This window comes from Brevundimonas sp., from assembly GCF_016463295.1.
Classification (GTDB): Bacteria; Pseudomonadota; Alphaproteobacteria; order Caulobacterales; family Caulobacteraceae; genus Brevundimonas.
This window is the reverse complement of the sequence record NZ_JAEMRO010000008.1, coordinates 40973-58491: the sequence shown is the minus strand read 5'-3', so window position 1 is coordinate 58491 and position 17519 is coordinate 40973. Positions and strand designations below refer to the sequence as shown.

The following is a 17519-nucleotide window of genomic DNA, read 5'->3' as shown; positions in this document are numbered from 1 at the left end:
CTCCACCACGCTGCGCGCGGTCCCCCTCCCCCAAGGGGGGAGGAATGAAAAAGGGCGCGGTAGCCGTGGCCACCGCGCCCTTCTGTCGTTTGGGTCTTGTCAGGCTTCAGAGAAGCTTGAGGTCCACCGCCGAGGTCTTGCCGCGCTGGTTTTCCAGCTCGTATTCGACCTTCTGGTTGTCATCCAGGCCTTGCAGGCCGGCCTTCTGGACTGCGGTGACGTGTACGAACACGTCGGAACCGCCGCCATCGGGCTGGATGAAGCCGTAGCCTTTGGTGGAGTTGAACCACTTGACCGTGCCGGTCGCCATGTCTGCGTCTCCGTAAACGCGCTTTGCCAGGCAGGTGTCCCTGCGGGATCACCCGTCAGTCCATCTGGAACAAGCTCGTTCGAGGAAGGAGCAAGCACGGGTTTGGACCCCGCACGAAATCCGGACTGCGCTGATGTTCTCTCCCGCAAATCCGGGCCGGTCAACAGCAAAGCGAATCGGTCGCGCCTGGAACAGGGTTAGCGCCTCCGTTACGCTCAGCGCGCGCACAGGCTGTAGGAGGCGCCGTCCAGATGAAGGTGGTCCGCATGCGCCGCATTATAGTCCGGCGTCAGCACGGTCGAGAACAGACGGCACGCCCCATCCCTCAGCCGCGCCAGGAAGGGGGCCGCCTCGCCGCCCGCCGGACCCTGGCCCGACCAGTCGTCCAGCACGGTCACCTTCGAGCCATCCGCCAGGGTCACGCCCGCGACGTCCAGCGCATTGGCCTTGGCATGCTCGCTGGGCCGGGCGCTGGCATCGGTCTGGCCATAGATGCGGCGGCAGGAGTAGGTGCCCATGCTGTCGACGCGGGCGACGTCCTGACCAAAGCTGGCCCGGGCCGCCGGCTGCAGCACCTGGCGGTCCCAGATCACGTAGCGCACGGCGAGCGGGCACTGCATGACCAGGCCGCCGGGGCTTAAGGGCGTGACCGCCCCGCCGGTGATCCGGACCGCGCCGCGCACGACGCAGAAGCCGCCGTCGTCCCGGTCCGCGGCCCGCTCGACGGTGACACCCGCGTCGCGCAGCACCTGCATGCAGGCCTCGGTCTGGGCGGTGATCTGCTCGGGCGCGGCTGTGGGCGGCAGGTCCAGGCTGGCCACCTTGGACTGCGTCGCCTGGCCGATCGGCCGGTCCAGATCCAGCGGCTTCCACGGCAGGTCCTGGTGCGGCGCGAACGCATTCAGCAGGGCGAACAGGGCGCAGACCGCCAGGCCCGCCTCCCACATCAGGTTCCAGAAGTCGGCCAGATCACGCTTCATGCTGGCTCAGCGTGGCGGGTGCTGCGATGCAGCGCAAGCGGAACCGTGGCCGACGGTTGCCGTCCTGCCCGCGACGGCGCAGCATGCGGCCATGAGCAAGACATCGGACTATGAAGACGAACTGGTGCGGCTGCAGATCCAGCTGGTCGAAACCCAGGCCTGGACCATCGAACAGGGGATCAAGACCGTGATCGTGTTCGAGGGCCGCGACAGCGCCGGCAAGGACGGGGCGATCAAGCGGATCACGGAACACATGGCCCCGCGCCAGACCCGCGTCATCGCCCTGGCCAAGCCCAGCGAGCACGAGCAGGGCCAGTGGTATTTCCAGCGCTACGTCCGGCACCTGCCGTCGGCGGGCGAGACCTATCTGTTCAACCGCTCCTGGTACAATCGCGGCGGGGTGGAGCCTGTGATGGGTTTCTGCACGCCCGAGCAGCACACCCAGTTCCTCAAGGACGCGCCGCGCTTCGAGCGGATGCTGACCGACAGCGGCATCGTGCTGATCAAGCTGTGGCTCGATATCTCCAAAGCGGAACAGGCCGAGCGCTTGGAGGCGCGGATCGAGGATCCGCTGAAGCGGTTCAAGGTCTCGTCGCTGGATGCGGAGGCGCAGACGCGCTGGGAAGAGTATTCGAAGGCCCGCGACCAGATGCTGGAGGCCACCCATTCGGGCCATGCGCCCTGGACGGTGATCGCCACCGACAAGAAGAAGGAGGCGCGGCTGAACATCATGCGGCACATCCTGCGCCGTCTCGGGGCCCCGGGCGTCAAGCCGCCCAAGCCCGATCCGCACATTGTCTTCGACGCCGACAAGGCCGAGGGACGTCTGGCCCCCTAGAATCCCAGCTCGGCCCGCAGGGCCTCCGCCGTCATGCCCCCGGCCCGCAGCTCGGCCAGGGTCACCGACCGGTCCCGCTTGGCATAGCGCCGTCCGTCTGGCCCGGTCAGCAGTCTGTGGTGGTGATAGACCGGCCTCGGCCAGTTCATCAGCGCCTGGATCAGCACCTGGATGTGCGTCGCCTCGAACAGGTCTTCACCCCGGATGACATGGGTGACGCCCTGCAGGGCATCGTCATGGGTGACAGCCAGATGGTAGGCCGTGCCCGCATCCTTGCGGGCCAGGATGACGTCGCCGGCGGTTTCGGGGCGGGCCGGGATGCGGCCGGTTTCGCCGTTCGGTCCGGAGCCTTCCTCGACAAAAGACAGGTCGTTCCAAGCGTCGTCGCCCAGTTCGGCCCGCGCTCGATCCAGCGATAGCCTCCAGGCGAAGGGCAAACCCTGTTCCAGCATCACCGCCTCTTCATCTGCCGGATGCGGCCCCGGACAGGCGGCCTCCGCGCGACCGTGCGGGGCGTCACCGATGGCATCCAGTAGCGCCTTGCGGGTGCGAAAGCAGCGGTAGAGCAGGCCGCGCTGTCGCAGCGTGTCTACGACTGCTGCATAGTCGGCCAGATGGTCCGACTGCCTGCGCACCGGCCTGGGCCAGTCCAACCCGAGCCAGGCCAGGTCTTCCAGTATCCCTGCTTCGAAATCCGGCTTGCAACGTGTTGGATCGATGTCCTCGATCCGCAGCAGCCATTGCCCGCCCGCGTTCTGTGCCAGGCGATGGCCCAGCAACGCCGACCAGGCATGGCCTTTGTGCAGGCGGCCGGTGGGGGAGGGGGCAAAACGGGTGACGAAGCCAGGCACCCGTCGTCAGACCCGCACGACCGCCCCGGCCTGATCGGCGGCATCGATCGCGGCCCGGATGTGTTCGGGGGCAAGGCCGTCGAAGGTTGCGGTCATGTCCTCGAGCGCGAACTGACGCTCATCAATGGCCCAGTCGTAGAGTTGGCGCAAAGCCCTGGTTGTGGCGGGAAAGGCGCGGCCGGTCACGCGAAACAGGGTCGCCGGCTTGCGGTTTGGAAGGGTGAAATCAGCCGATGGCGGCTGCACGCGACGCTGGGCGGCGGCCACTTCTTCCAGAAACTCCGGGGCCTGGATGATGTCTTGCAAAAGGCCGGCCAGGTCATCGAGCTGGCGCCGCAGAACCGCGCCCCCCTCTCGGTCGGCCGGAGCCAGATAGGCGCGATAATCCGACTGTCTGGAGGCCAGGCCGTGCAGCACATCCAGGACGGCCTTGCCGGTTATCGGAGTGACGGAATAGGTGACGTGCAGGGACGCGCCGTCCGTCGCCAAGGCGTCGTGGTACCAGCCACGCGGCAGGTACAGGACATCGCCGCGCCGCAGCCGGACCTGGCTCATCACCGCGCCGCGCGACCGCTCAAAGAACCGCTGGGTGTCATCACTGCCCGGCAGGAGATCGACCGGATTATCGGCCCGGTTTTCATACAGGGTCCAGACCTTTTCGCCTTCGGTCTGAACGACGAAGACGTCGTGATTGTCATAGTGGCTGCCGAACGCGCGGATACCCTGGAACGAGCAGTAGACATTCGCCCCGACCGTGGCGGCGAAGGTCCGACCCAGGATCTGGCCAACATGCGTGAGGGGTGGATGGGCGTGCAGCACGTCATTGGCCACCAGGCTGGCCCCGCCCGACAGGAAGACATCGACCATGGTCGGGCTGGGCCGCAGAATTGGGCCGGAGGGCGTGGCGATCGGCTTGCAATACTGCTCCGGGCGCACGGCCTGGCCGTCAAGCATCAGCCGCAGCGTTTCGGCCGTCCAGACGTGGGTCTGTTGCAGAAGGCTATTGAAGGCCTGCCATGTCAGAATACCAGCCTTATGGGGATGGTCGCCAGCGGGGACGTGCAGGGGCTGGCGCCCGTCATAGTCGCGCATGAAGTCGGCTTCGGTGACGGGAAAAAGCAGATCCGCAAGTGTGCGCACACCCTGGGTCTCCTGTTGAGCGGAAGGGGACATCGGCTGGGTCATGAGCGTCGCAGAACGCCCAGGCGCTCTGCCTCTGCCAAGGCAGCCCGCAAATCTGCCTCCGGGATGAAATCGAACTGTGCGACCACGGTTTCCAGCGGCACGCCGGGTTGGGTCATGATCCAGTCCATGGCGATCGCCACCGGGCCCGACCACGCCGGCGCGGTCCGTCCCGTCGGATGAAGCATGACCAGAGGGGGTCGGTCCGGCAGACTGTACCGAGCCGGTCGCGGGGACAGCCTTTCCTGCGTCATCGCGATTTCATCCATGAAGGTGTCGGTCTCGGCGAGCGCCGCCAGACGACGGCCAAGATCCCGCAGCTGAGCTTTCAGCGGGCGTCCTCCATCCTCGGTCGCCGGGCGCAACCAGGTGCGAAACGCCGGGTCCTGCAAGGCAGCGGCCTCCAGCAGGCCGAACATGATCCGACCATACAGCGGCGTGACGGAGAAGGTCACATGCAGGGACGAGCCGCTCGGCGTCAGGGCGTCATGATACCAGCCGCGGGGCAGGTACAGGACATCGCCCGGCCGCATGAGCACCTCCTGCATCAGTGGACCTCGGGTCCGGGCAAACCACTGCCGTGCATCGGGACCGTCGGCCGGAAAATCGATCGGCTGGTCTGCGCGGTTCTGATACAGCCGCCAGGTCTTTTCGCCCTCCACCTGCACGGCGAAAACGTGATGAAGGTCGAAATGGGTGTTAAACGCCTGGACCCCGCCAAACGAGCAATAGATGTTGGCCCCGACCAGGCCCGCGAAATGACGAGAGAGGGCTGTCGAGAGCGTGTCGATTTCGGGGGTCAGGGCCTCTACCCCGTCCGCAATCAGGCTGGCCCCCTTGGCCAGCAGCGGCTGGATGCGCGACGGCGAAGGGCGCAGAGCCGGCCCCGCGGGCGTCTTCACCTCGGCGCAATACTGGGTGGCGGGTATCGGGTCGCCGTTGAAGACCAGCTTCAGGGATTGTGGCGTCCAGATCGATGCCTGGTCCAGAAGCGCATTGAACCCATCCCAGCGCAGCAGGTCCTGTTTGGCGGTGCCGGGCGCGGCGGGAATATGCAGCGGTTTCCGGTCGTCGTAGTCGGACCGAAACTGTTCCGGGGTGATCGGATGAAGAAGATCGGCCAAGGTGCGCATCCGAACAGGCATAAATCCGTGTTCGCATCCTGTCGATGAGGTCTCCATGCCCAAAGCACCCGATATCGAGGCCATTGCGACAGCGCGTGCGACGCTGGCCGAGCGCGATCCCGCCTTGGCCCGTGCGCATGCGCAGACTCCGATGCTGGAATGGCGGCTGCGCCCCGGCGGGTTCGAGGGCCTGTTCCGGATGATCGTGGAGCAGCAGGTGTCGGTGGCCTCGGCGGCCTCCGTCTGGGCCAGGCTGCAGGCTGGACTGGGAGAGATCACGCCAGAGGCCCTGCTGGCGCATGACATCGACAGCCTGCGCGGCATGGGCCTGTCGCGGCAGAAGTCGACCTATGGACAGGGGATCGCCCTGGCCCAGATCGAGGGGCGGATCGATCTGGAGCATATGCAGACCCTGTCGGACGATGACGCGATCGCGGCCCTGACGGCGCTGAAGGGGGTCGGGCTGTGGACGGCGGAGGCCTATCTGATGATGTGCGAGGGGCGGCTGGATGTTTTCCCGGGTGGCGACGTCGCTCTGCAGGAAGCCATCAAATGGGCCGATGGGACCGAGACCCGGCCCGATCAGAAGGCCGCCTATGCACGGGCGGAGCTGTGGCGACCTTACCGGGCGGTGGCGACGCATCTGCTGTGGGCCTGGTACACGGGCGTGAAGCGTGGCGAGATCGTGCTGGCTGAGGGTGGGCCTGAGCCGGTAGAACCGCGAGAATGAGCCCTATCGTCGATCCTGCCCTTGCCAGTCCCGAGACCGTTCTGGGGGCGCTGGACTTTGCCGGCGTCGCCGTTTTCGCGGCCACCGGTGCGCTGGCGGCGGCGCGCGAGAAGCATGACCTGGTTACCTTTGCCTTTTTCGGGGCCATCACGGGCGTGGGCGGCGGGACGCTGCGCGACCTGCTGATCGGGGCTCCGGTCTTCTGGGTGCAGGACTGGCGCTATATCGCCGTCTGCCTGTTCGCCTCGGTGGCGGTCTGGCTTGTCGGGTCGCGGCCCTGGCGGTTCCGGGCCCTGCTGTGGCTGGATGCCATCGGCCTGGCCGCCTATGGCGTGCTGGGCGCGGCCAAGGCGGAGGCGTTCCAGGTCGCGCCCCTGATCTGCATCGTCATGGGAGCGCTGACGGCCTGCTTCGGCGGGATCGTGCGCGATATCCTGGCGGGGCAACCGTCCATCCTGCTGCGGCGTGAGATCACAGTATCGGCGGCGCTCTTGGCGGCGACCCTGTTCGTCATCGGGCGGGCCGTCGGGCTGGAGGCCTGGCCGGCGGCGGTGCTGGCGGCCTGTTGCGGCTTTGCCCTGCGCGCGGGGGCCCTGGTCTGGGGGTGGAGCCTGCCCGGCTTTCCCGGCAAGACCAGTTGGGGCGGGTGAGGGCCCGATCTCCGGCCCGATCTCTGGCCCTGTCGCCAAACCGTCTCGCGCCCGTCACGACGCGATGATCGCCAAGGCGTCGAATCAGGTCTAGGCTTGATCCATAGCCTGGGAAGGAGACCTGTCTTCAGTCCTCTCGCGTGCACACATCCCGCCCGACCCGCGGCCCTCGTGAGAGGTGTCTGATGCAGGTCACCCATCGCCAGCTGTCCGGCTTTCCCGCCTTGGTGCTGAATGCGGACTTCAGGCCCCTGTCCTATTATCCCCTGTCGGTCTGGCCATGGGAGGAAGTGGTCAAGGCGGTCTATCAGGACCGCGTCGACGTGATCTCGACCTATGACAAGGTCGTGCGCAGCCCGTCGATGGAGATCGCCCTGCCCAGCGTGATCGCGCTGAAGACCTACGTCGATCAGGACCGCCCACCGGCCTTCACCCGTTTCAACGTCTTTCTGCGCGACGGCTTCACCTGCCAGTATTGCGGGGATACCGCCGAACTGACCTTCGACCATGTGGTGCCCCGCTCCAGGGGTGGGCGCACGACCTGGGAAAACATCGTCGCGGCCTGCTCGCCCTGCAATCTGCGAAAAGGCGGCCGCACACCCCAGCAGGCCGGCATGCCGATCCGGCGCGAGCCGCACCGCCCCAACGCCTGGCAACTGCAGCAACATGGCCGCCGCTTCCCGCCGCACTATCTGCATCAGAGCTGGCTGGACTATCTGTATTGGGACATCGAACTGGAGCCGTAGGCGTCACGGAACGGCCTCATCGGCATGGCGTTGACGAGCGGCCCGCAATGCCTCAGTCGAGCCTCCATGAAAATCCGCGTCCGTGCCGAACTGGTCTATCGTTTCGATCCCCCGACGGATGCGATCTACAAGATTCAGGTGGCTCACTGGCCCGGCCAGAACATCCTCGAAGAAACGCTGACCACGACGCCCGAGGTGGATTTCCAGCATGATCAGGATGACGAGTTCGGCGCGCGCACGCTGCGGGCGCATCTGCAGGGCGAGGTGGCGCTGGTCTATGAGGCGGTGGTCGACAATGGTGTCCTCAAGGGCCTGCCGCCCGTGACGGTCCAGCATGACTGGAACGACCTGCCGGCCGAGGTGCTGCCCTATCTGAACCCCAGCCGCTATTGCCCGTCGGACCAGTTTGGACGGTTCGTGGAGCGGACGTTCAGCGGCACGGTCGGCGGCGACCGCGTGCTGAAGATCCTGGACTGGATCGCCGAGAATATCGACTACGAGCCCGGTGCGTCGGACAGCGAAACGACGGCGTCGCGCACCTTCATCGACCGCGCGGGCGTCTGCCGCGACTTCACCCACATGGGCATTACCCTGTGCCGGGCCTCGGGTATTCCCGCGCGGGCGGTCAGTGCCTTTGCGCATCAGCTGAACCCGCCGGATTTCCACGCCATCTTCGAGGTCTGGCTGTCGGACGGCTGGTGGCTGGTCGATCCGACGGGGCTGGCTCCCGTCGAGGGTCTGGTACGGATCGCCTGCGGGCGCGACGCGGCCGACATCGCCTTTCTGACCACCCAGGGGTCGTGCCAGATGGTGCGCCAGTCGGTGACGGCCGAGGCGGTCTAGTTTCCGCCTGAGCCCTTCCACGCCTCGATGAAGTCCATGCGGCGCAGGACCTTGCTGTCCGGGTCGATCAGGATGTGCGCGCCTGCGCGGGCCTCGACGAAGCCGCGGCCGCCGGGCATGGCCACGGTGGTGCGCCGACCGTCGATCTCGACCTCGACCGGCATGGGGAAGGGCTTGCCGTCGCCGGTGACCCATTCCAGGGCAAGCCCGCGCTCGTCGCGGGTCTGGCGCAGATCGGGCAGGGCGGCCTGATACAGATAGCCGTCGAAGAACCAGCCCAGGTCCTGTCCGGCCTCTTCGCTGATCAGGGCCAGGAACTCGCGCGTGGTGCCATAGCGGGGCTGGAACTGGCCAGGCTGCGGCGTCGCCGTCCCATAGACCAGGCGGGTCACGGCGCGGAAGAAGGCCTCGTCCCCCACCAGCATGCGCAGGGAATGCGCGATCAGCGACCCCTTGTTGTAGAGGTCCAGCCCCGGCCCGGTGTCACCCTCATAGACCTCGGCCACGGCGCGGTCGGTGCCGGAGACGACAGGGTAGCGGTTGATCAGGTCCCGCCGCTGCTGCAACAGGCTGGCCTGCATGAAGCGCTCGCCGTTCAGCCAGCGGTCGTAGAGCGGCTGCATATAGCTGCCCAGCCCTTCGTGCAGCCACATGTCGTCGGCGTTGCGGTTGGTCAGCTGATTGCCGAACCACTCATGGCTCAGCTCGTGATGCAGCAGCCAGTCGAAGCCGCGCCCGTCCAGCCGGTAGCCGTTGCCATAGGCGTTGATGGTCTGGTGCTCCATGCCCAGATGCGGCGTCTCCACCACCCCCATCTTCTCGTCACCGAAGGGGTAGGGGCCGACGGTGGCCTCGAAGAAGTCCACCATGGGCGCGAACTGGTCGAACAGGACCTTCACCTTGGCCGGGTCGTCGCCGCGCAGATACCAGTAGGTCAGGGGGATGACGTTGCCGAACCGGCTGACATAGTCGGTGGTCATCTCGTCATACGGCCCGATGTTCAGGGCGATGGCATAGGTGTTGGGGCTACGCGCGCTCCAGTTCCAGGTCGTGGTGCCGTCGCCGTTGTCGGTCTTGCCGACGAACCGCCCGTTCGACGGCGCGGCCAGATCGGACGGCACGGTGATGTGCAGGTCGACACGGCCCGGTTCGGCCAGCGGATGGTCGATGCAGGGCCAGAACAGGTCGCAGCCCTCGCCCTGAACCGCCGTGGCGATCCACGGCTGGCCATCGGGCGTGGTGGACCAGACGAAGCCGCCGTCCCAGGGCGCGCGGGGGGCCACGCGCGGCTGGCCCGCATAGGCGATGCGCAGGGACGCGGTCTGGCCCGTCTGAAGCGTGCGACCCAGCGGCACGGTCATGCGGCCGTCGGGATTGGTCCAAGTGCCGGACGCGATCTCCTGCCCGTCGACCTGGACGGAGGAGACGGCGAAGCGGGTGTCCAGTTCGACCACCAGGGCCTCGACCGGCGACTGGGCGGTGAAGTCCAGTACGGCGACGGCGTCGATGGCCTTGTCCGCCGGGATGACCCGGATCGCCAGATCGGCCTTGTCGAACCGCACCGCGACCTGTTCGGGCGCGCGGGGCTGATCGGTGGCCAGGGTGAAGGCGGACGACTCGACGGAGATGTCGGTGACGACAGGGGCGGGTGCGTCCTGGGCCGAGGCTGTGAGGGGGGCCGCGGTCAGGGCCAGGACGGAGACGGTGGCGACGGCGACACGGCGGAATACGGACACGAAGGGCTCCGGGACGGACAGGGGGATCAGCCTAGAGACACAGTCGGTGTGCGCAAGTGATCCATTCCTCCCCCATCGGGGGAGGAATACACGAGCCAACGACTTACCCGGCTGAACCGGCCTTGCCCTCCCGCGCCTTGCGCTGGGCTGCCGTCGCGCGCCGGGCCCAGGCCTTGTCGATCTGTTCGCGCAGGCGGTCGTCGTCGGCCACGGCATAGCGGACCAGCACGGCGGGCCAGCCATCGAAATGCGGAGTCTGAAAATAGGTCTGTGGCTCCGTCTCCATCAGCAGGGCCACGGTATCGCGATCCAGCGCCAGGGCCAGAGCCTCCGGGTCGGCATTGTCATTGACGATCCAGTGCCCCCGCACCCGCACGCACCGCCCGCCATGCAGGGTGGAGTCCTCCGCACCGGGCTGGCTCAGCGCATGGGCGAACATCTGGTCGCGGGTCATGGAGGTGTCCTCGGGGCGAGGTCGTTGGCGCCTGCAAGGTACAGCGCGAAGCGTTAGAAGGAAGCCGCTTGCCAATGTCCGGTTTTCGGCGGCAGTGCGATGTCCGCTTTCGACCCATAGCGGACATTAGCGAGTTGCGGCAGACTTACCGAATGGCGCTGAACGACTATCAAGGCGAGTATGTCACGGGGGGCACGTTCCTTTACGAAGGCACTTTGCCCATGCGCATCACCATCATCGCAAAGGACCACGACGCCTGTTACGCGCTGGGAGAGGCGGAGAACAGGCTTGAGCCAGGCGAAACACCTCGACCGCTTGGACCAGACGGCCTCCTTTATTATCAGAAGGGCGAACTCACGCCCCACCAAACGCTGGCGGAGGTGAAGGCGTGGATCGACGCTAAAGCCTACGGGCCTGTCAAATGGGACCCGCAGCCGGAAACATCGGCGCGCAAAACGACGGGGTCGAAAGGTCCTTGGGGCCAAATGCCATAAGGCTGTTCGTCCGCTTTCCACTCGCAGACGAGAGTCCGCATTCGACCCATAGCGGACGTTAGGCCCTCGGGTTAGCGTGGCCGCATGACCAAGGGCTGGAAGACCTACTGGGTTGCGGTCGGCGTAATCTCCGTCGTGCTATTTGCTTGGATATTGGTCAACGGGTGGTTCGAGCTTGTCCCGGCGTACAGTAAAGGCCACGGCCCCGATCCCGGCTCACAAGAGGCTCTACGCGGAGCCGCGCGCCGTCAGCAGGACACTCCATTCATTGCGGCTCTTGCTGCGGTCTACTGGTTTGCCTTCTCGGCAGTGATAGCTGGTATCGTCATCGGAGCGCGCAACGCGTTTCGCTGGCTCGGTGCGCAAAACAAGAACGTCCGCTAGTCACCCGAAGGCAAGGGTCGGCTTTCGACCCATTGCGGACATTTGACCCTGCTGCCACTTTCGATGGATGGCGGACAAATGGCTCTCGGAAATCGTGGTCGTAAATGAAAGCTCTGACGAGGCGTTGGCCGGTGATGTCAGCATCTTCCGCCACGCCGGTGATGCTTGCGCTCACCTGGAATACTGGTGGGTCCAAGACAAAGAAGGGTTCGCAATCACGGCTGCCGGGCACCGTATAGAGCTTGGTGTTGGATCGCAGCGAGAGGTCATCATCGCTGGCATGGAAGAAGTGCCCACTGGCTCCGACATGGTGCGATCATGGCTCCACAGCATCGCGAATGGTGTTCTGGAGGAAAGGACACGTAGGGCGGAAAAAGGGAAGTTGAGGCTCAGTCCCTCGGAGGCTCATGGCGATTTGCCTACGTCGCCTGAGGGACTGATCGCCTACATTTTCATGAAGTGATGTCCGCTTGCCACCCTCAGGCGACAGTCGGCTTCCGACCCGTTGGCGACCTCCCGAACGTCCGCTATTTGGGGCACATGTATGGACCCAAGCCTCTTGGTTACTGGACCGCCTCACGCTCGCAGGCCGCGTTCAAACACCTGACACCAGGAGCGCGTTACGAGGTAACTCAAGACTTCACCGACTACGATGCCAAGCTGCATCAGGTCGGTGAAACGTGGGCATTCCTCGGCCACACCTCCCTGCCCCACGACGATGGCTTGAGCTTGTTCGTCTCGTTAGACGGCCAGTCCGAATGGCACATCAGGCTGCAATGGCGCGACGATGAACAAGGCCGTTTGATAGACAGCTTGGCCGACTACATTCGGACCGTGAGCTAGCGTCCGCTAACCACCCATAGGCAACGGTCCGCTTTCGACCCATTGCGGACCCTAGAATGGTCGGTTTTGCGTCGCTTGAGCGGCTTGAGTTAGTTCTATCGCGATGTGCTCCAGCATCGCTACCCCCGTCGCGTCGTTGGCGATGAGACATGGGTCATCCCACTCGTTCTGAAAGGCCAGCTTCGCCTTGGCGAAGCTGTAGACAGTCATGAATGGGCTTGAGTCATTGACCGCCGGTTTGCCGTAGTGTCGTTCAAGTGCTGCTCGGACGCGCTCTATGTCGGACACTGAAAATTCCAGCGAGCAGCCGGATTCAGAATAGAGAAGAGATACGGCCATCCAGTGATGGTTGCTAAATCGCCTGCAAGACGCAAGCGACGTCCGCTAGCCACCCCTACGCGACTGTCTGCATTCCACCCATAGCGGACCTTCAGCGCGTCTGCTTGTGGCCTTGCCGCTGCCCGAACTGCCACAAAGCCAGCAACTCTCGTTCCCCATCCACCCAAAGAAAAAGGCCGGTGTTTCCACCGGCCCTCTTCACATCTTGATGTCGTCGCCGATCAGGCGGCGGTGGCTTGCTCGGCCAGCTTGGCCTTGACCTGACGCTTGATGCGCTGGGCGGCCATCGACAGTTGCTCGTCGCGGGCCTTGACGATGAAGGGGTCCAGGCCACCCTTGTAGTCCAGGGTGCGCAGGGCGGCGTTCGAGATCCGCAGGCTGAAGGTCTGGCCCAGGGCTTCCGAGGCGACCTTGACCGTCTTCAGCGACGGCAGGAAGCGGCGCTTGGTCTTGACGTTCGAGTGGCTCACGCTGTGGCCGACCATGGGGCCGATACCGGTGAGTTCGCAGCGACGCGACATGGGACTATCCTTGGGCAGAGGCGTCCACGAAGCGTATGGACGCATGAAATGATTGCGCGCAGGAACGGGGCTCCTGCGCGAGAGGGGGCCGTATAGAGGAGGGCACCCCGCCGCGTCAAGGGTTTGAAGCCCGTTCAGCCGCCGTTCAATTGCCACCCTGTATCCGCTTAATGATGAAACGCCCCTCTGTCGAAAGACCCGCCATGTCTCGCAAGCCCAGCCGTGTCTTCAGCCGCGTCCTGGCCACCGCCGCACCCGTGATCGCCGGGGCCCTGTTCCTGGCCGCGCCGGCGGCCGCGCCGATGGCCGGCCCCTCCTATCAGGCCGCCGCGACGGCCGCGCCACCGGTCCTGCCCGGCTACTGGGAATATACCACCAGCGCCCTGGGTCAGCGGGACACAGAGACGAAGTGCGTGCGCCCCAGCGAGATCAACCGATTCTTCGGCGGCCTGTCGACGCGCCACTATCAGTGCACCTATCCGGTGCGTCAGGTCGGCAACGGCAATGCTAGGTTTGAGGGCAACTGCGTCTCGCGCAGTGGCCGTCAGGCCCGCGTGCGCCTGAACGGCACCTATCAGGCCGAGCAGTTCAGCTTCCGCGGCGGGGCCTCGGTCAAGGCGGCGGGCATCTGGAGCCCCTTCATCCCGGCGACCATCACCGCCCGTCGCATCGCGGCGCAATGCCCGGCCAATGCCGAATATTTCTGACGGTCGGTATCACGGCATCCGGCGGTCGGCCGTGCGTTGATCGTCTGCCCGGTTCTGGGCCGCATCCATCTGACCCACGCTGGCGGCGCCGGAGCGTGCCATCTCCGACTCGGAACCCGGACGCAGAAGCGTGAAGGCCAGCAGGGCCAGCACGAGGCCCAGAAGGCCGATGACCACGATCCGCCCGATCCAGGGGTTGGGATAGTGCGGACTGGTCTTTTGCGCATTGGCCATGGACGGCTCCTTCGCCACATCAACGCGTGAGCAGGCCAAATCCGTGCCCTTGGCGCAAACAAAACTGCGTTCGTTCGCTGGCCGCCTGTTTTCGCTGGCGATTGTCGGGAAAATGAGCCCTGATCAGAGGCGCACCCGGCAGGACAACAAAGCCATGACCCGCAAGACCCCGCCCAAGAAGAGCGAAACCCTGGAAATCCGGCTACCGTTTTCGACCAAGGAACGGTTCATGGCGCGGTGCCGCCACGATGGCCGTTCGGCCAGCGAGGCGGTGCGAGGCTTTATCGAGGATCAGATCGAGGGTCGGACCCGGTCGATGCGCTTGCGGGCCTGGCAGTTTGCCGTGGCGGCAGCCGCCGGTCTGGCGCTGGGGGCTGTGGCGGCCCCGTCGCTGGCCAAGGCGTCGGGCCAGACGGCGTTCGAACAGCTGGATGCGAATGGGGATGGAGTGCTGACGCAGGTCGAGTACGCAGGCCGTTAGTCGTCCTTCTCCCCTTGCGGGAGAAGGTGGCAGCCGAAGGCTGACGGATGAGGAGTCGCACCGGTTTATCGGTGTCTGGCCGCTACGGCGCGGGATGCGGAAAGGTCAGTGCGACCCCTCATCCGACCTCGCTGCGCTCGGCCACCTTCTCCCGCAGGGGGAGAAGGATCAGTTCACACGTTTGAAAAACCGGTCTGTCTGCAGCCTGACCCAGGTCCAGGGCTTGAACAGGTTGGCCCCCGGTTCCCATGACGCCGCCACGACCTCGGCCCGGCCCAGGATGTTTTCCTCCGGTAGCAGGCCGACCCCCACATCCGCCGGCCAGCGGCTGTCCAGGGAGTTGTCGCGGTTGTCGCCCATCATGAAATACTGGCCTGCCGGCACGACATAGGGGCCGGTGTCGTCGCCGGGCTGGCCGGGGCCGCCGTCGTAGGTCAGGTGCTTCTTCTGGCCCGTGGTTTCGCGTACCAGGGCGACGGTCCGCTCGGGCGCATCGTGATCCTGAGCCAGTCCCAAGGGCGTCTGGCGCATTGGCTGGCCGTTGACGAAGACGGTCCCGCCCGTGACCTGCACCGTGTCGCCGGGCAGGCCGATCAACCGCTTGATCCAGACTTCGTTCGGGGCGCTGGGCCGCCGGAAGACGACGACATCGCCGCGTTTCGGCTCCCGCCCGAACAGTCGCCCGTCGGGCAGTGGCGGATTGAAGGGCAGCGACGCCCGGCTCCAGCCATAGGCGTATTTGGACACGACGATGTAGTCGCCGGTCACCAGCCCCGGCTCCATCGAGGAGGAGGGAATGGTGAAGGGCTGGAACAGCACGGTCTGGAAGGCCGTGGCCGCCACTAGCGCGACGGCCACGGTGCGAGCCAGGTCGATGGCTTCGTGCAGCGGGCCGGTGGGGGAGGGAGCTTGGGTCATGCCACCAGCAAGCCGGACTGTGGCGCGGGGGAAAGCGAAAGCTTGTCCGGACAGGGCAAAAACCTGTCCGGACAGAGCCCTCAAAGAAAAGGCCCGGTGTTTCCACCGGGCCTTTCCGTATCACTTGATCAAGCCTGATCAGCTCACGCCGCTTCAGCCTCGTCCGCGTCCTCGGCAGCGGCTTCAGCGGCGGCGATGACGGCCTTCTTGGCGCTGAGGGACTTGGCCAGCAGTTCGACGGCGGCGTCCTTGTCGATCTTGTTGGCGGCGGCGACTTCGCGGGCCATGCGGTCCAGAGCCGATTCATACAGCTGGCGCTCGGAATAGGACTGCTCCGGCTGGCTGTCGGCGCGGTGCAGGTCGCGGACCACCTCGGCGATGCAGACCAGATCACCCGAGTTGATCTTGGCTTCGTATTCCTGAGCGCGGCGCGACCACATGGTGCGCTTGATGCGGGCGCGGCCCTTCAGCGTAGTCAGGGCGCGGGTCACGACATCGTCGGCGGCAAGCGAGCGCAGGCCGGCCGTCTTGGCCTTCTTGGTGGGGACGCGCAGGGTCATCTTCTCGTGGTCGAAGGTCACGACATAGACCTCCAGCGACATGCCGGCGACTTCCTGGGTCTCGACCGCCGCGACCTTGCCGACGCCGTGCGCCGGATAGACGACCGCGTCGCCAACCTTGAATTCCAGACCACTCTTGCTCGTCATGTCATTCCTTTCACGGCGCAGGTGAAGGGCGAGACGTCGTCACGCAGTCGAAAGCACAGCAACCCCCGGCGGAGAACCTCCGAGGGCCAGTCATACAGTCGTCAAACGCGAAAACGGATCACCGAACCTCTGGCCGACTTCACCTTCGTGGGTGAAGTTCTGTCGCAAACGCGGGCGGCGCGAGAAAATCGCAGACCGCCCGTCCCAATAGGGTGAACCTATCACAAATCTGCGGAATTTCAAAACGTCCGGGGACGAAGCGTCGCCTTGGGGCACGCGGCGACCCCCAAGGGCGCGATTCTCAGGAACCCGTGCCCGGCTTGGGCGAGAAGTATTTCTCGAACTTGCCGGTCTCGCGCTCAAACTGCTCGCGGTCTTCCGGCGGCGTGCCCTTGACCGTGATATTGGGCCAGACCTTGGCGTATTCGGCATTGACCTGCAGCCACTTGCCGTCTGGCTCGTCTTCCGTATCGGGCACGATGGCGTCGACGGGGCATTCCGGCTCGCAGACGCCGCAGTCGATACATTCGTCGGGCGCGATGACCAGGAAGTTCTCGCCCTCATAGAAGCAGTCCACCGGACACACCTCGACGCAGTCCATGAACTTGCACTTCACGCAGGCGTCGGTGACGATATAGGTCATGGGCGGACGGGATCGGTCTGGCTGGAATGGCGGGACGGGTTGCGCAGATGACCCCGCAGACCGGAAGTGTCAACCGAACGAGACGGCGAATGCGGCGTTAAGCCCTTGCCAAGCGAAGTCCCGCCTCTATCTGTTACAGTTCTGATTGCAGTTTAGCCGTCGACAGGAGCCTCCTCATGAACCGTCTCGTCCGTTATTCCCTCGCCGGTGTCGCCGCCGCTGCCCTGATGACCTCCGGCGCGGTGATCGCCCGCACCCAGGCGACACAGGTCCCTGCCGAAGTCCGTGCCGGGACCTATGCGCTGGATTCCGCCCACGGCAAGATCACCTGGTCGGTCAACCACCTGGGCTTTTCGACCTACTACGGCCAGTTCGTAAACGTGCAGGCCGAGCTGAAGCTGGACCCGGCCAATCCGTCGGCCTCGACCCTGACGGCGACCATTCCCCTGACGGACGTGGATTCAAACTCCGACGGTCTGGACACGCATCTGCAGACGCCGGACTTCTTCGACACGGCCAACCATCCGAACGCGACCTTCGTGTCCCGCTCGATCACCATCGACAGCGATGATCCGACCGAGGCCGATGTCCTGGGCGACCTGACCATTCGCGGCGTCACGCGTCCCGTGACCATGGAAGTCGAGTTCAACCAGGCCGGTCCGTCGATGGGCAACACCTACAAGGTCGGCTTCGACGGCGAGGCGTCGATCAAACGCTCGGAGTTTGGTATCAACTATGCGCTGCCGGGCATTTCGGACGAGGTCGAGCTGCACATCGAAGGCGAGTTCGTCCTGCAGCAGTAGG

General features: G+C 65.3%; 25 protein-coding genes. 12 read left to right on the top strand and 13 right to left on the bottom strand.

What is annotated here, in order from left to right; translation table 11 throughout:
- Window positions 1-106: 106 nt before the first annotated feature.
- Window positions 107-310 (bottom strand): cold-shock protein, encoded by a 204-nt coding sequence (locus tag JHC81_RS04135; protein WP_292171020.1) that lies wholly within the window; start codon window positions 308-310, stop codon window positions 107-109.
- Window positions 311-525: 215 nt separating this feature from the next.
- The gene (locus JHC81_RS04130; RefSeq protein ID WP_292171017.1) at window positions 526-1290 is read right to left on the bottom strand and encodes an extensin family protein; all 765 of its coding nucleotides are present in this window, start codon (window positions 1288-1290) and stop codon (window positions 526-528) included.
- A 91-nt stretch (window positions 1291-1381) separates the two neighbouring features.
- Between JHC81_RS04130 and ppk2 the strand changes: the two genes are divergently transcribed.
- Complete coding sequence (gene ppk2 / locus JHC81_RS04125) at window positions 1382-2128, top strand: polyphosphate kinase 2 (protein ID WP_292171015.1); 747 nt, start codon at window positions 1382-1384, stop codon at window positions 2126-2128.
- On the opposite strand, the gene gluQRS is transcribed toward ppk2, so the two are convergent.
- Genes gluQRS through JHC81_RS04110 form a run of 3 tightly spaced genes read right to left on the bottom strand, consistent with a single transcriptional unit; the run spans window position 2125 to window position 5285 of the window.
- Entirely contained in the window at window positions 2125-2979 is an 855-nt protein-coding gene (gene gluQRS, locus JHC81_RS04120; RefSeq protein ID WP_292171012.1) for a tRNA glutamyl-Q(34) synthetase GluQRS, read from the bottom strand. The two genes, ppk2 and gluQRS, sit on opposite strands and share 4 nt — an antisense overlap.
- Before the next feature lie 6 nt (window positions 2980-2985).
- Window positions 2986-4119, bottom strand: a complete 1134-nt coding sequence (locus tag JHC81_RS04115; RefSeq protein WP_292171009.1) for a cupin domain-containing protein — start codon at window positions 4117-4119, stop codon at window positions 2986-2988.
- A gap of 41 nt (window positions 4120-4160) precedes the next feature.
- Window positions 4161-5285, bottom strand: coding sequence for a cupin domain-containing protein (locus tag JHC81_RS04110; protein WP_292171008.1), 1125 nt, complete (start codon window positions 5283-5285; stop codon window positions 4161-4163).
- A 55-nt stretch (window positions 5286-5340) separates the two neighbouring features.
- Here JHC81_RS04110 and JHC81_RS04105 point away from each other — a divergent pair, with 55 nt between their 5' ends.
- From JHC81_RS04105 to JHC81_RS04090, 4 genes are all read left to right on the top strand, one after another.
- Window positions 5341-6015: a DNA-3-methyladenine glycosylase 2 family protein gene (locus tag JHC81_RS04105; protein ID WP_292171006.1), complete on the top strand. Its 675-nt coding sequence runs from the start codon at window positions 5341-5343 to the stop codon at window positions 6013-6015.
- Entirely contained in the window at window positions 6012-6665 is a 654-nt protein-coding gene (locus JHC81_RS04100) for a trimeric intracellular cation channel family protein (protein ID WP_292171003.1), read from the top strand. The genes JHC81_RS04105 and JHC81_RS04100 overlap by 4 nt, the downstream gene beginning before the upstream one ends.
- Window positions 6666-6850: 185 nt before the next feature.
- On the top strand, window positions 6851-7411 hold the full coding sequence (locus tag JHC81_RS04095; protein ID WP_292171000.1) for an HNH endonuclease: 561 nt from the start codon (window positions 6851-6853) through the stop codon (window positions 7409-7411).
- Window positions 7412-7477: 66 nt separating this feature from the next.
- Complete coding sequence (locus JHC81_RS04090; RefSeq protein ID WP_292170997.1) at window positions 7478-8254, top strand: transglutaminase family protein; 777 nt, start codon at window positions 7478-7480, stop codon at window positions 8252-8254.
- On the opposite strand, the gene JHC81_RS04085 is transcribed toward JHC81_RS04090, so the two are convergent.
- On the bottom strand, window positions 8251-9990 hold the full coding sequence (locus JHC81_RS04085; RefSeq protein ID WP_292170996.1) for a M1 family metallopeptidase: 1740 nt from the start codon (window positions 9988-9990) through the stop codon (window positions 8251-8253). The two genes, JHC81_RS04090 and JHC81_RS04085, sit on opposite strands and share 4 nt — an antisense overlap.
- A gap of 103 nt (window positions 9991-10093) precedes the next feature.
- The gene (locus JHC81_RS04080) at window positions 10094-10444 is read right to left on the bottom strand and encodes an MmcQ/YjbR family DNA-binding protein (RefSeq protein ID WP_292170993.1); all 351 of its coding nucleotides are present in this window, start codon (window positions 10442-10444) and stop codon (window positions 10094-10096) included.
- Between the two features lie 152 nt (window positions 10445-10596).
- Here JHC81_RS04080 and JHC81_RS04075 point away from each other — a divergent pair, with 152 nt between their 5' ends.
- The 4 genes from JHC81_RS04075 (at window position 10597) to JHC81_RS04060 (ending at window position 12165) form a co-directional block, all read left to right on the top strand.
- A complete protein-coding gene (locus tag JHC81_RS04075) occupies window positions 10597-10938 on the top strand; it encodes a hypothetical protein (protein ID WP_292170990.1) in 342 nt (113 codons plus the stop codon).
- A gap of 84 nt (window positions 10939-11022) precedes the next feature.
- Window positions 11023-11322 carry a hypothetical protein gene (locus JHC81_RS04070; RefSeq protein WP_292170987.1) on the top strand — a complete coding sequence of 100 codons (300 nt, stop codon included), beginning with the start codon at window positions 11023-11025 and terminating at the stop codon, window positions 11320-11322.
- 67 nt (window positions 11323-11389) lie between these two features.
- Window positions 11390-11785 carry a hypothetical protein gene (locus JHC81_RS04065; protein ID WP_292170986.1) on the top strand — a complete coding sequence of 132 codons (396 nt, stop codon included), beginning with the start codon at window positions 11390-11392 and terminating at the stop codon, window positions 11783-11785.
- A gap of 77 nt (window positions 11786-11862) precedes the next feature.
- On the top strand, window positions 11863-12165 hold the full coding sequence (locus JHC81_RS04060; protein ID WP_292170985.1) for a DUF3601 domain-containing protein: 303 nt from the start codon (window positions 11863-11865) through the stop codon (window positions 12163-12165).
- 51 nt (window positions 12166-12216) lie between these two features.
- Here JHC81_RS04060 and JHC81_RS04055 read toward each other — a convergent pair whose 3' ends face one another.
- Both JHC81_RS04055 and rpmB read right to left on the bottom strand, forming a co-directional pair.
- On the bottom strand, window positions 12217-12504 hold the full coding sequence (locus tag JHC81_RS04055; protein ID WP_292170983.1) for a hypothetical protein: 288 nt from the start codon (window positions 12502-12504) through the stop codon (window positions 12217-12219).
- Between the two features lie 221 nt (window positions 12505-12725).
- Window positions 12726-13025 (bottom strand): 50S ribosomal protein L28, encoded by a 300-nt coding sequence (rpmB, locus tag JHC81_RS04050; RefSeq protein WP_292170981.1) that lies wholly within the window; start codon window positions 13023-13025, stop codon window positions 12726-12728.
- Window positions 13026-13228: 203 nt separating this feature from the next.
- On the opposite strand from rpmB, the gene JHC81_RS04045 reads away from it, so the two are divergent.
- Window positions 13229-13732: a DUF3617 family protein gene (locus tag JHC81_RS04045; RefSeq protein ID WP_292170979.1), complete on the top strand. Its 504-nt coding sequence runs from the start codon at window positions 13229-13231 to the stop codon at window positions 13730-13732.
- A 9-nt stretch (window positions 13733-13741) separates the two neighbouring features.
- Here the strand turns inward: JHC81_RS04045 and JHC81_RS04040 are convergent, their stop codons facing one another.
- The gene (locus JHC81_RS04040) at window positions 13742-13966 is read right to left on the bottom strand and encodes a hypothetical protein (RefSeq protein WP_292170977.1); all 225 of its coding nucleotides are present in this window, start codon (window positions 13964-13966) and stop codon (window positions 13742-13744) included.
- A gap of 154 nt (window positions 13967-14120) precedes the next feature.
- Here JHC81_RS04040 and JHC81_RS04035 point away from each other — a divergent pair, with 154 nt between their 5' ends.
- Window positions 14121-14447: a hypothetical protein gene (locus JHC81_RS04035; protein WP_292170974.1), complete on the top strand. Its 327-nt coding sequence runs from the start codon at window positions 14121-14123 to the stop codon at window positions 14445-14447.
- A gap of 168 nt (window positions 14448-14615) precedes the next feature.
- On the opposite strand, the gene lepB is transcribed toward JHC81_RS04035, so the two are convergent.
- The 3 genes from lepB to fdxA form a co-directional block, all read right to left on the bottom strand.
- On the bottom strand, window positions 14616-15365 hold the full coding sequence (gene lepB / locus JHC81_RS04030) for a signal peptidase I (protein WP_292170972.1): 750 nt from the start codon (window positions 15363-15365) through the stop codon (window positions 14616-14618).
- A gap of 143 nt (window positions 15366-15508) precedes the next feature.
- On the bottom strand, window positions 15509-16072 hold the full coding sequence (locus tag JHC81_RS04025) for a CarD family transcriptional regulator (RefSeq protein ID WP_292170970.1): 564 nt from the start codon (window positions 16070-16072) through the stop codon (window positions 15509-15511).
- A gap of 301 nt (window positions 16073-16373) precedes the next feature.
- Window positions 16374-16715: a ferredoxin FdxA gene (fdxA, locus tag JHC81_RS04020; protein ID WP_292170967.1), complete on the bottom strand. Its 342-nt coding sequence runs from the start codon at window positions 16713-16715 to the stop codon at window positions 16374-16376.
- 176 nt (window positions 16716-16891) lie between these two features.
- Here fdxA and JHC81_RS04015 point away from each other — a divergent pair, with 176 nt between their 5' ends.
- Entirely contained in the window at window positions 16892-17518 is a 627-nt protein-coding gene (locus JHC81_RS04015) for a YceI family protein (RefSeq protein ID WP_292170965.1), read from the top strand.
- The last annotated feature ends 1 nt before the right edge of the window (window position 17519 follow it).

Coding starts and splice junctions, on each gene's coding strand:
- JHC81_RS04135 (WP_292171020.1), bottom strand. CDS start 310: ATGGCGACCGGCACGGTCAAGTGGTTCAACTCCACCAAAGGCTACGGC.
- JHC81_RS04130 (WP_292171017.1), bottom strand. CDS start 1,290: ATGAAGCGTGATCTGGCCGACTTCTGGAACCTGATGTGGGAGGCGGGC.
- ppk2 (WP_292171015.1), top strand. CDS start 1,382: ATGAGCAAGACATCGGACTATGAAGACGAACTGGTGCGGCTGCAGATC.
- JHC81_RS04105 (WP_292171006.1), top strand. CDS start 5,341: ATGCCCAAAGCACCCGATATCGAGGCCATTGCGACAGCGCGTGCGACG.
- JHC81_RS04100 (WP_292171003.1), top strand. CDS start 6,012: ATGAGCCCTATCGTCGATCCTGCCCTTGCCAGTCCCGAGACCGTTCTG.
- JHC81_RS04095 (WP_292171000.1), top strand. CDS start 6,851: ATGCAGGTCACCCATCGCCAGCTGTCCGGCTTTCCCGCCTTGGTGCTG.
- JHC81_RS04090 (WP_292170997.1), top strand. CDS start 7,478: ATGAAAATCCGCGTCCGTGCCGAACTGGTCTATCGTTTCGATCCCCCG.
- JHC81_RS04080 (WP_292170993.1), bottom strand. CDS start 10,444: ATGACCCGCGACCAGATGTTCGCCCATGCGCTGAGCCAGCCCGGTGCG.
- JHC81_RS04075 (WP_292170990.1), top strand. CDS start 10,597: ATGGCGCTGAACGACTATCAAGGCGAGTATGTCACGGGGGGCACGTTC.
- JHC81_RS04070 (WP_292170987.1), top strand. CDS start 11,023: ATGACCAAGGGCTGGAAGACCTACTGGGTTGCGGTCGGCGTAATCTCC.
- JHC81_RS04065 (WP_292170986.1), top strand. CDS start 11,390: ATGGCGGACAAATGGCTCTCGGAAATCGTGGTCGTAAATGAAAGCTCT.
- JHC81_RS04060 (WP_292170985.1), top strand. CDS start 11,863: ATGTATGGACCCAAGCCTCTTGGTTACTGGACCGCCTCACGCTCGCAG.
- JHC81_RS04055 (WP_292170983.1), bottom strand. CDS start 12,504: ATGGCCGTATCTCTTCTCTATTCTGAATCCGGCTGCTCGCTGGAATTT.
- rpmB (WP_292170981.1), bottom strand. CDS start 13,025: ATGTCGCGTCGCTGCGAACTCACCGGTATCGGCCCCATGGTCGGCCAC.
- JHC81_RS04045 (WP_292170979.1), top strand. CDS start 13,229: ATGTCTCGCAAGCCCAGCCGTGTCTTCAGCCGCGTCCTGGCCACCGCC.
- JHC81_RS04040 (WP_292170977.1), bottom strand. CDS start 13,966: ATGGCCAATGCGCAAAAGACCAGTCCGCACTATCCCAACCCCTGGATC.
- JHC81_RS04035 (WP_292170974.1), top strand. CDS start 14,121: ATGACCCGCAAGACCCCGCCCAAGAAGAGCGAAACCCTGGAAATCCGG.
- lepB (WP_292170972.1), bottom strand. CDS start 15,365: ATGACCCAAGCTCCCTCCCCCACCGGCCCGCTGCACGAAGCCATCGAC.
- JHC81_RS04025 (WP_292170970.1), bottom strand. CDS start 16,072: ATGACGAGCAAGAGTGGTCTGGAATTCAAGGTTGGCGACGCGGTCGTC.
- fdxA (WP_292170967.1), bottom strand. CDS start 16,715: ATGACCTATATCGTCACCGACGCCTGCGTGAAGTGCAAGTTCATGGAC.
- JHC81_RS04015 (WP_292170965.1), top strand. CDS start 16,892: ATGAACCGTCTCGTCCGTTATTCCCTCGCCGGTGTCGCCGCCGCTGCC.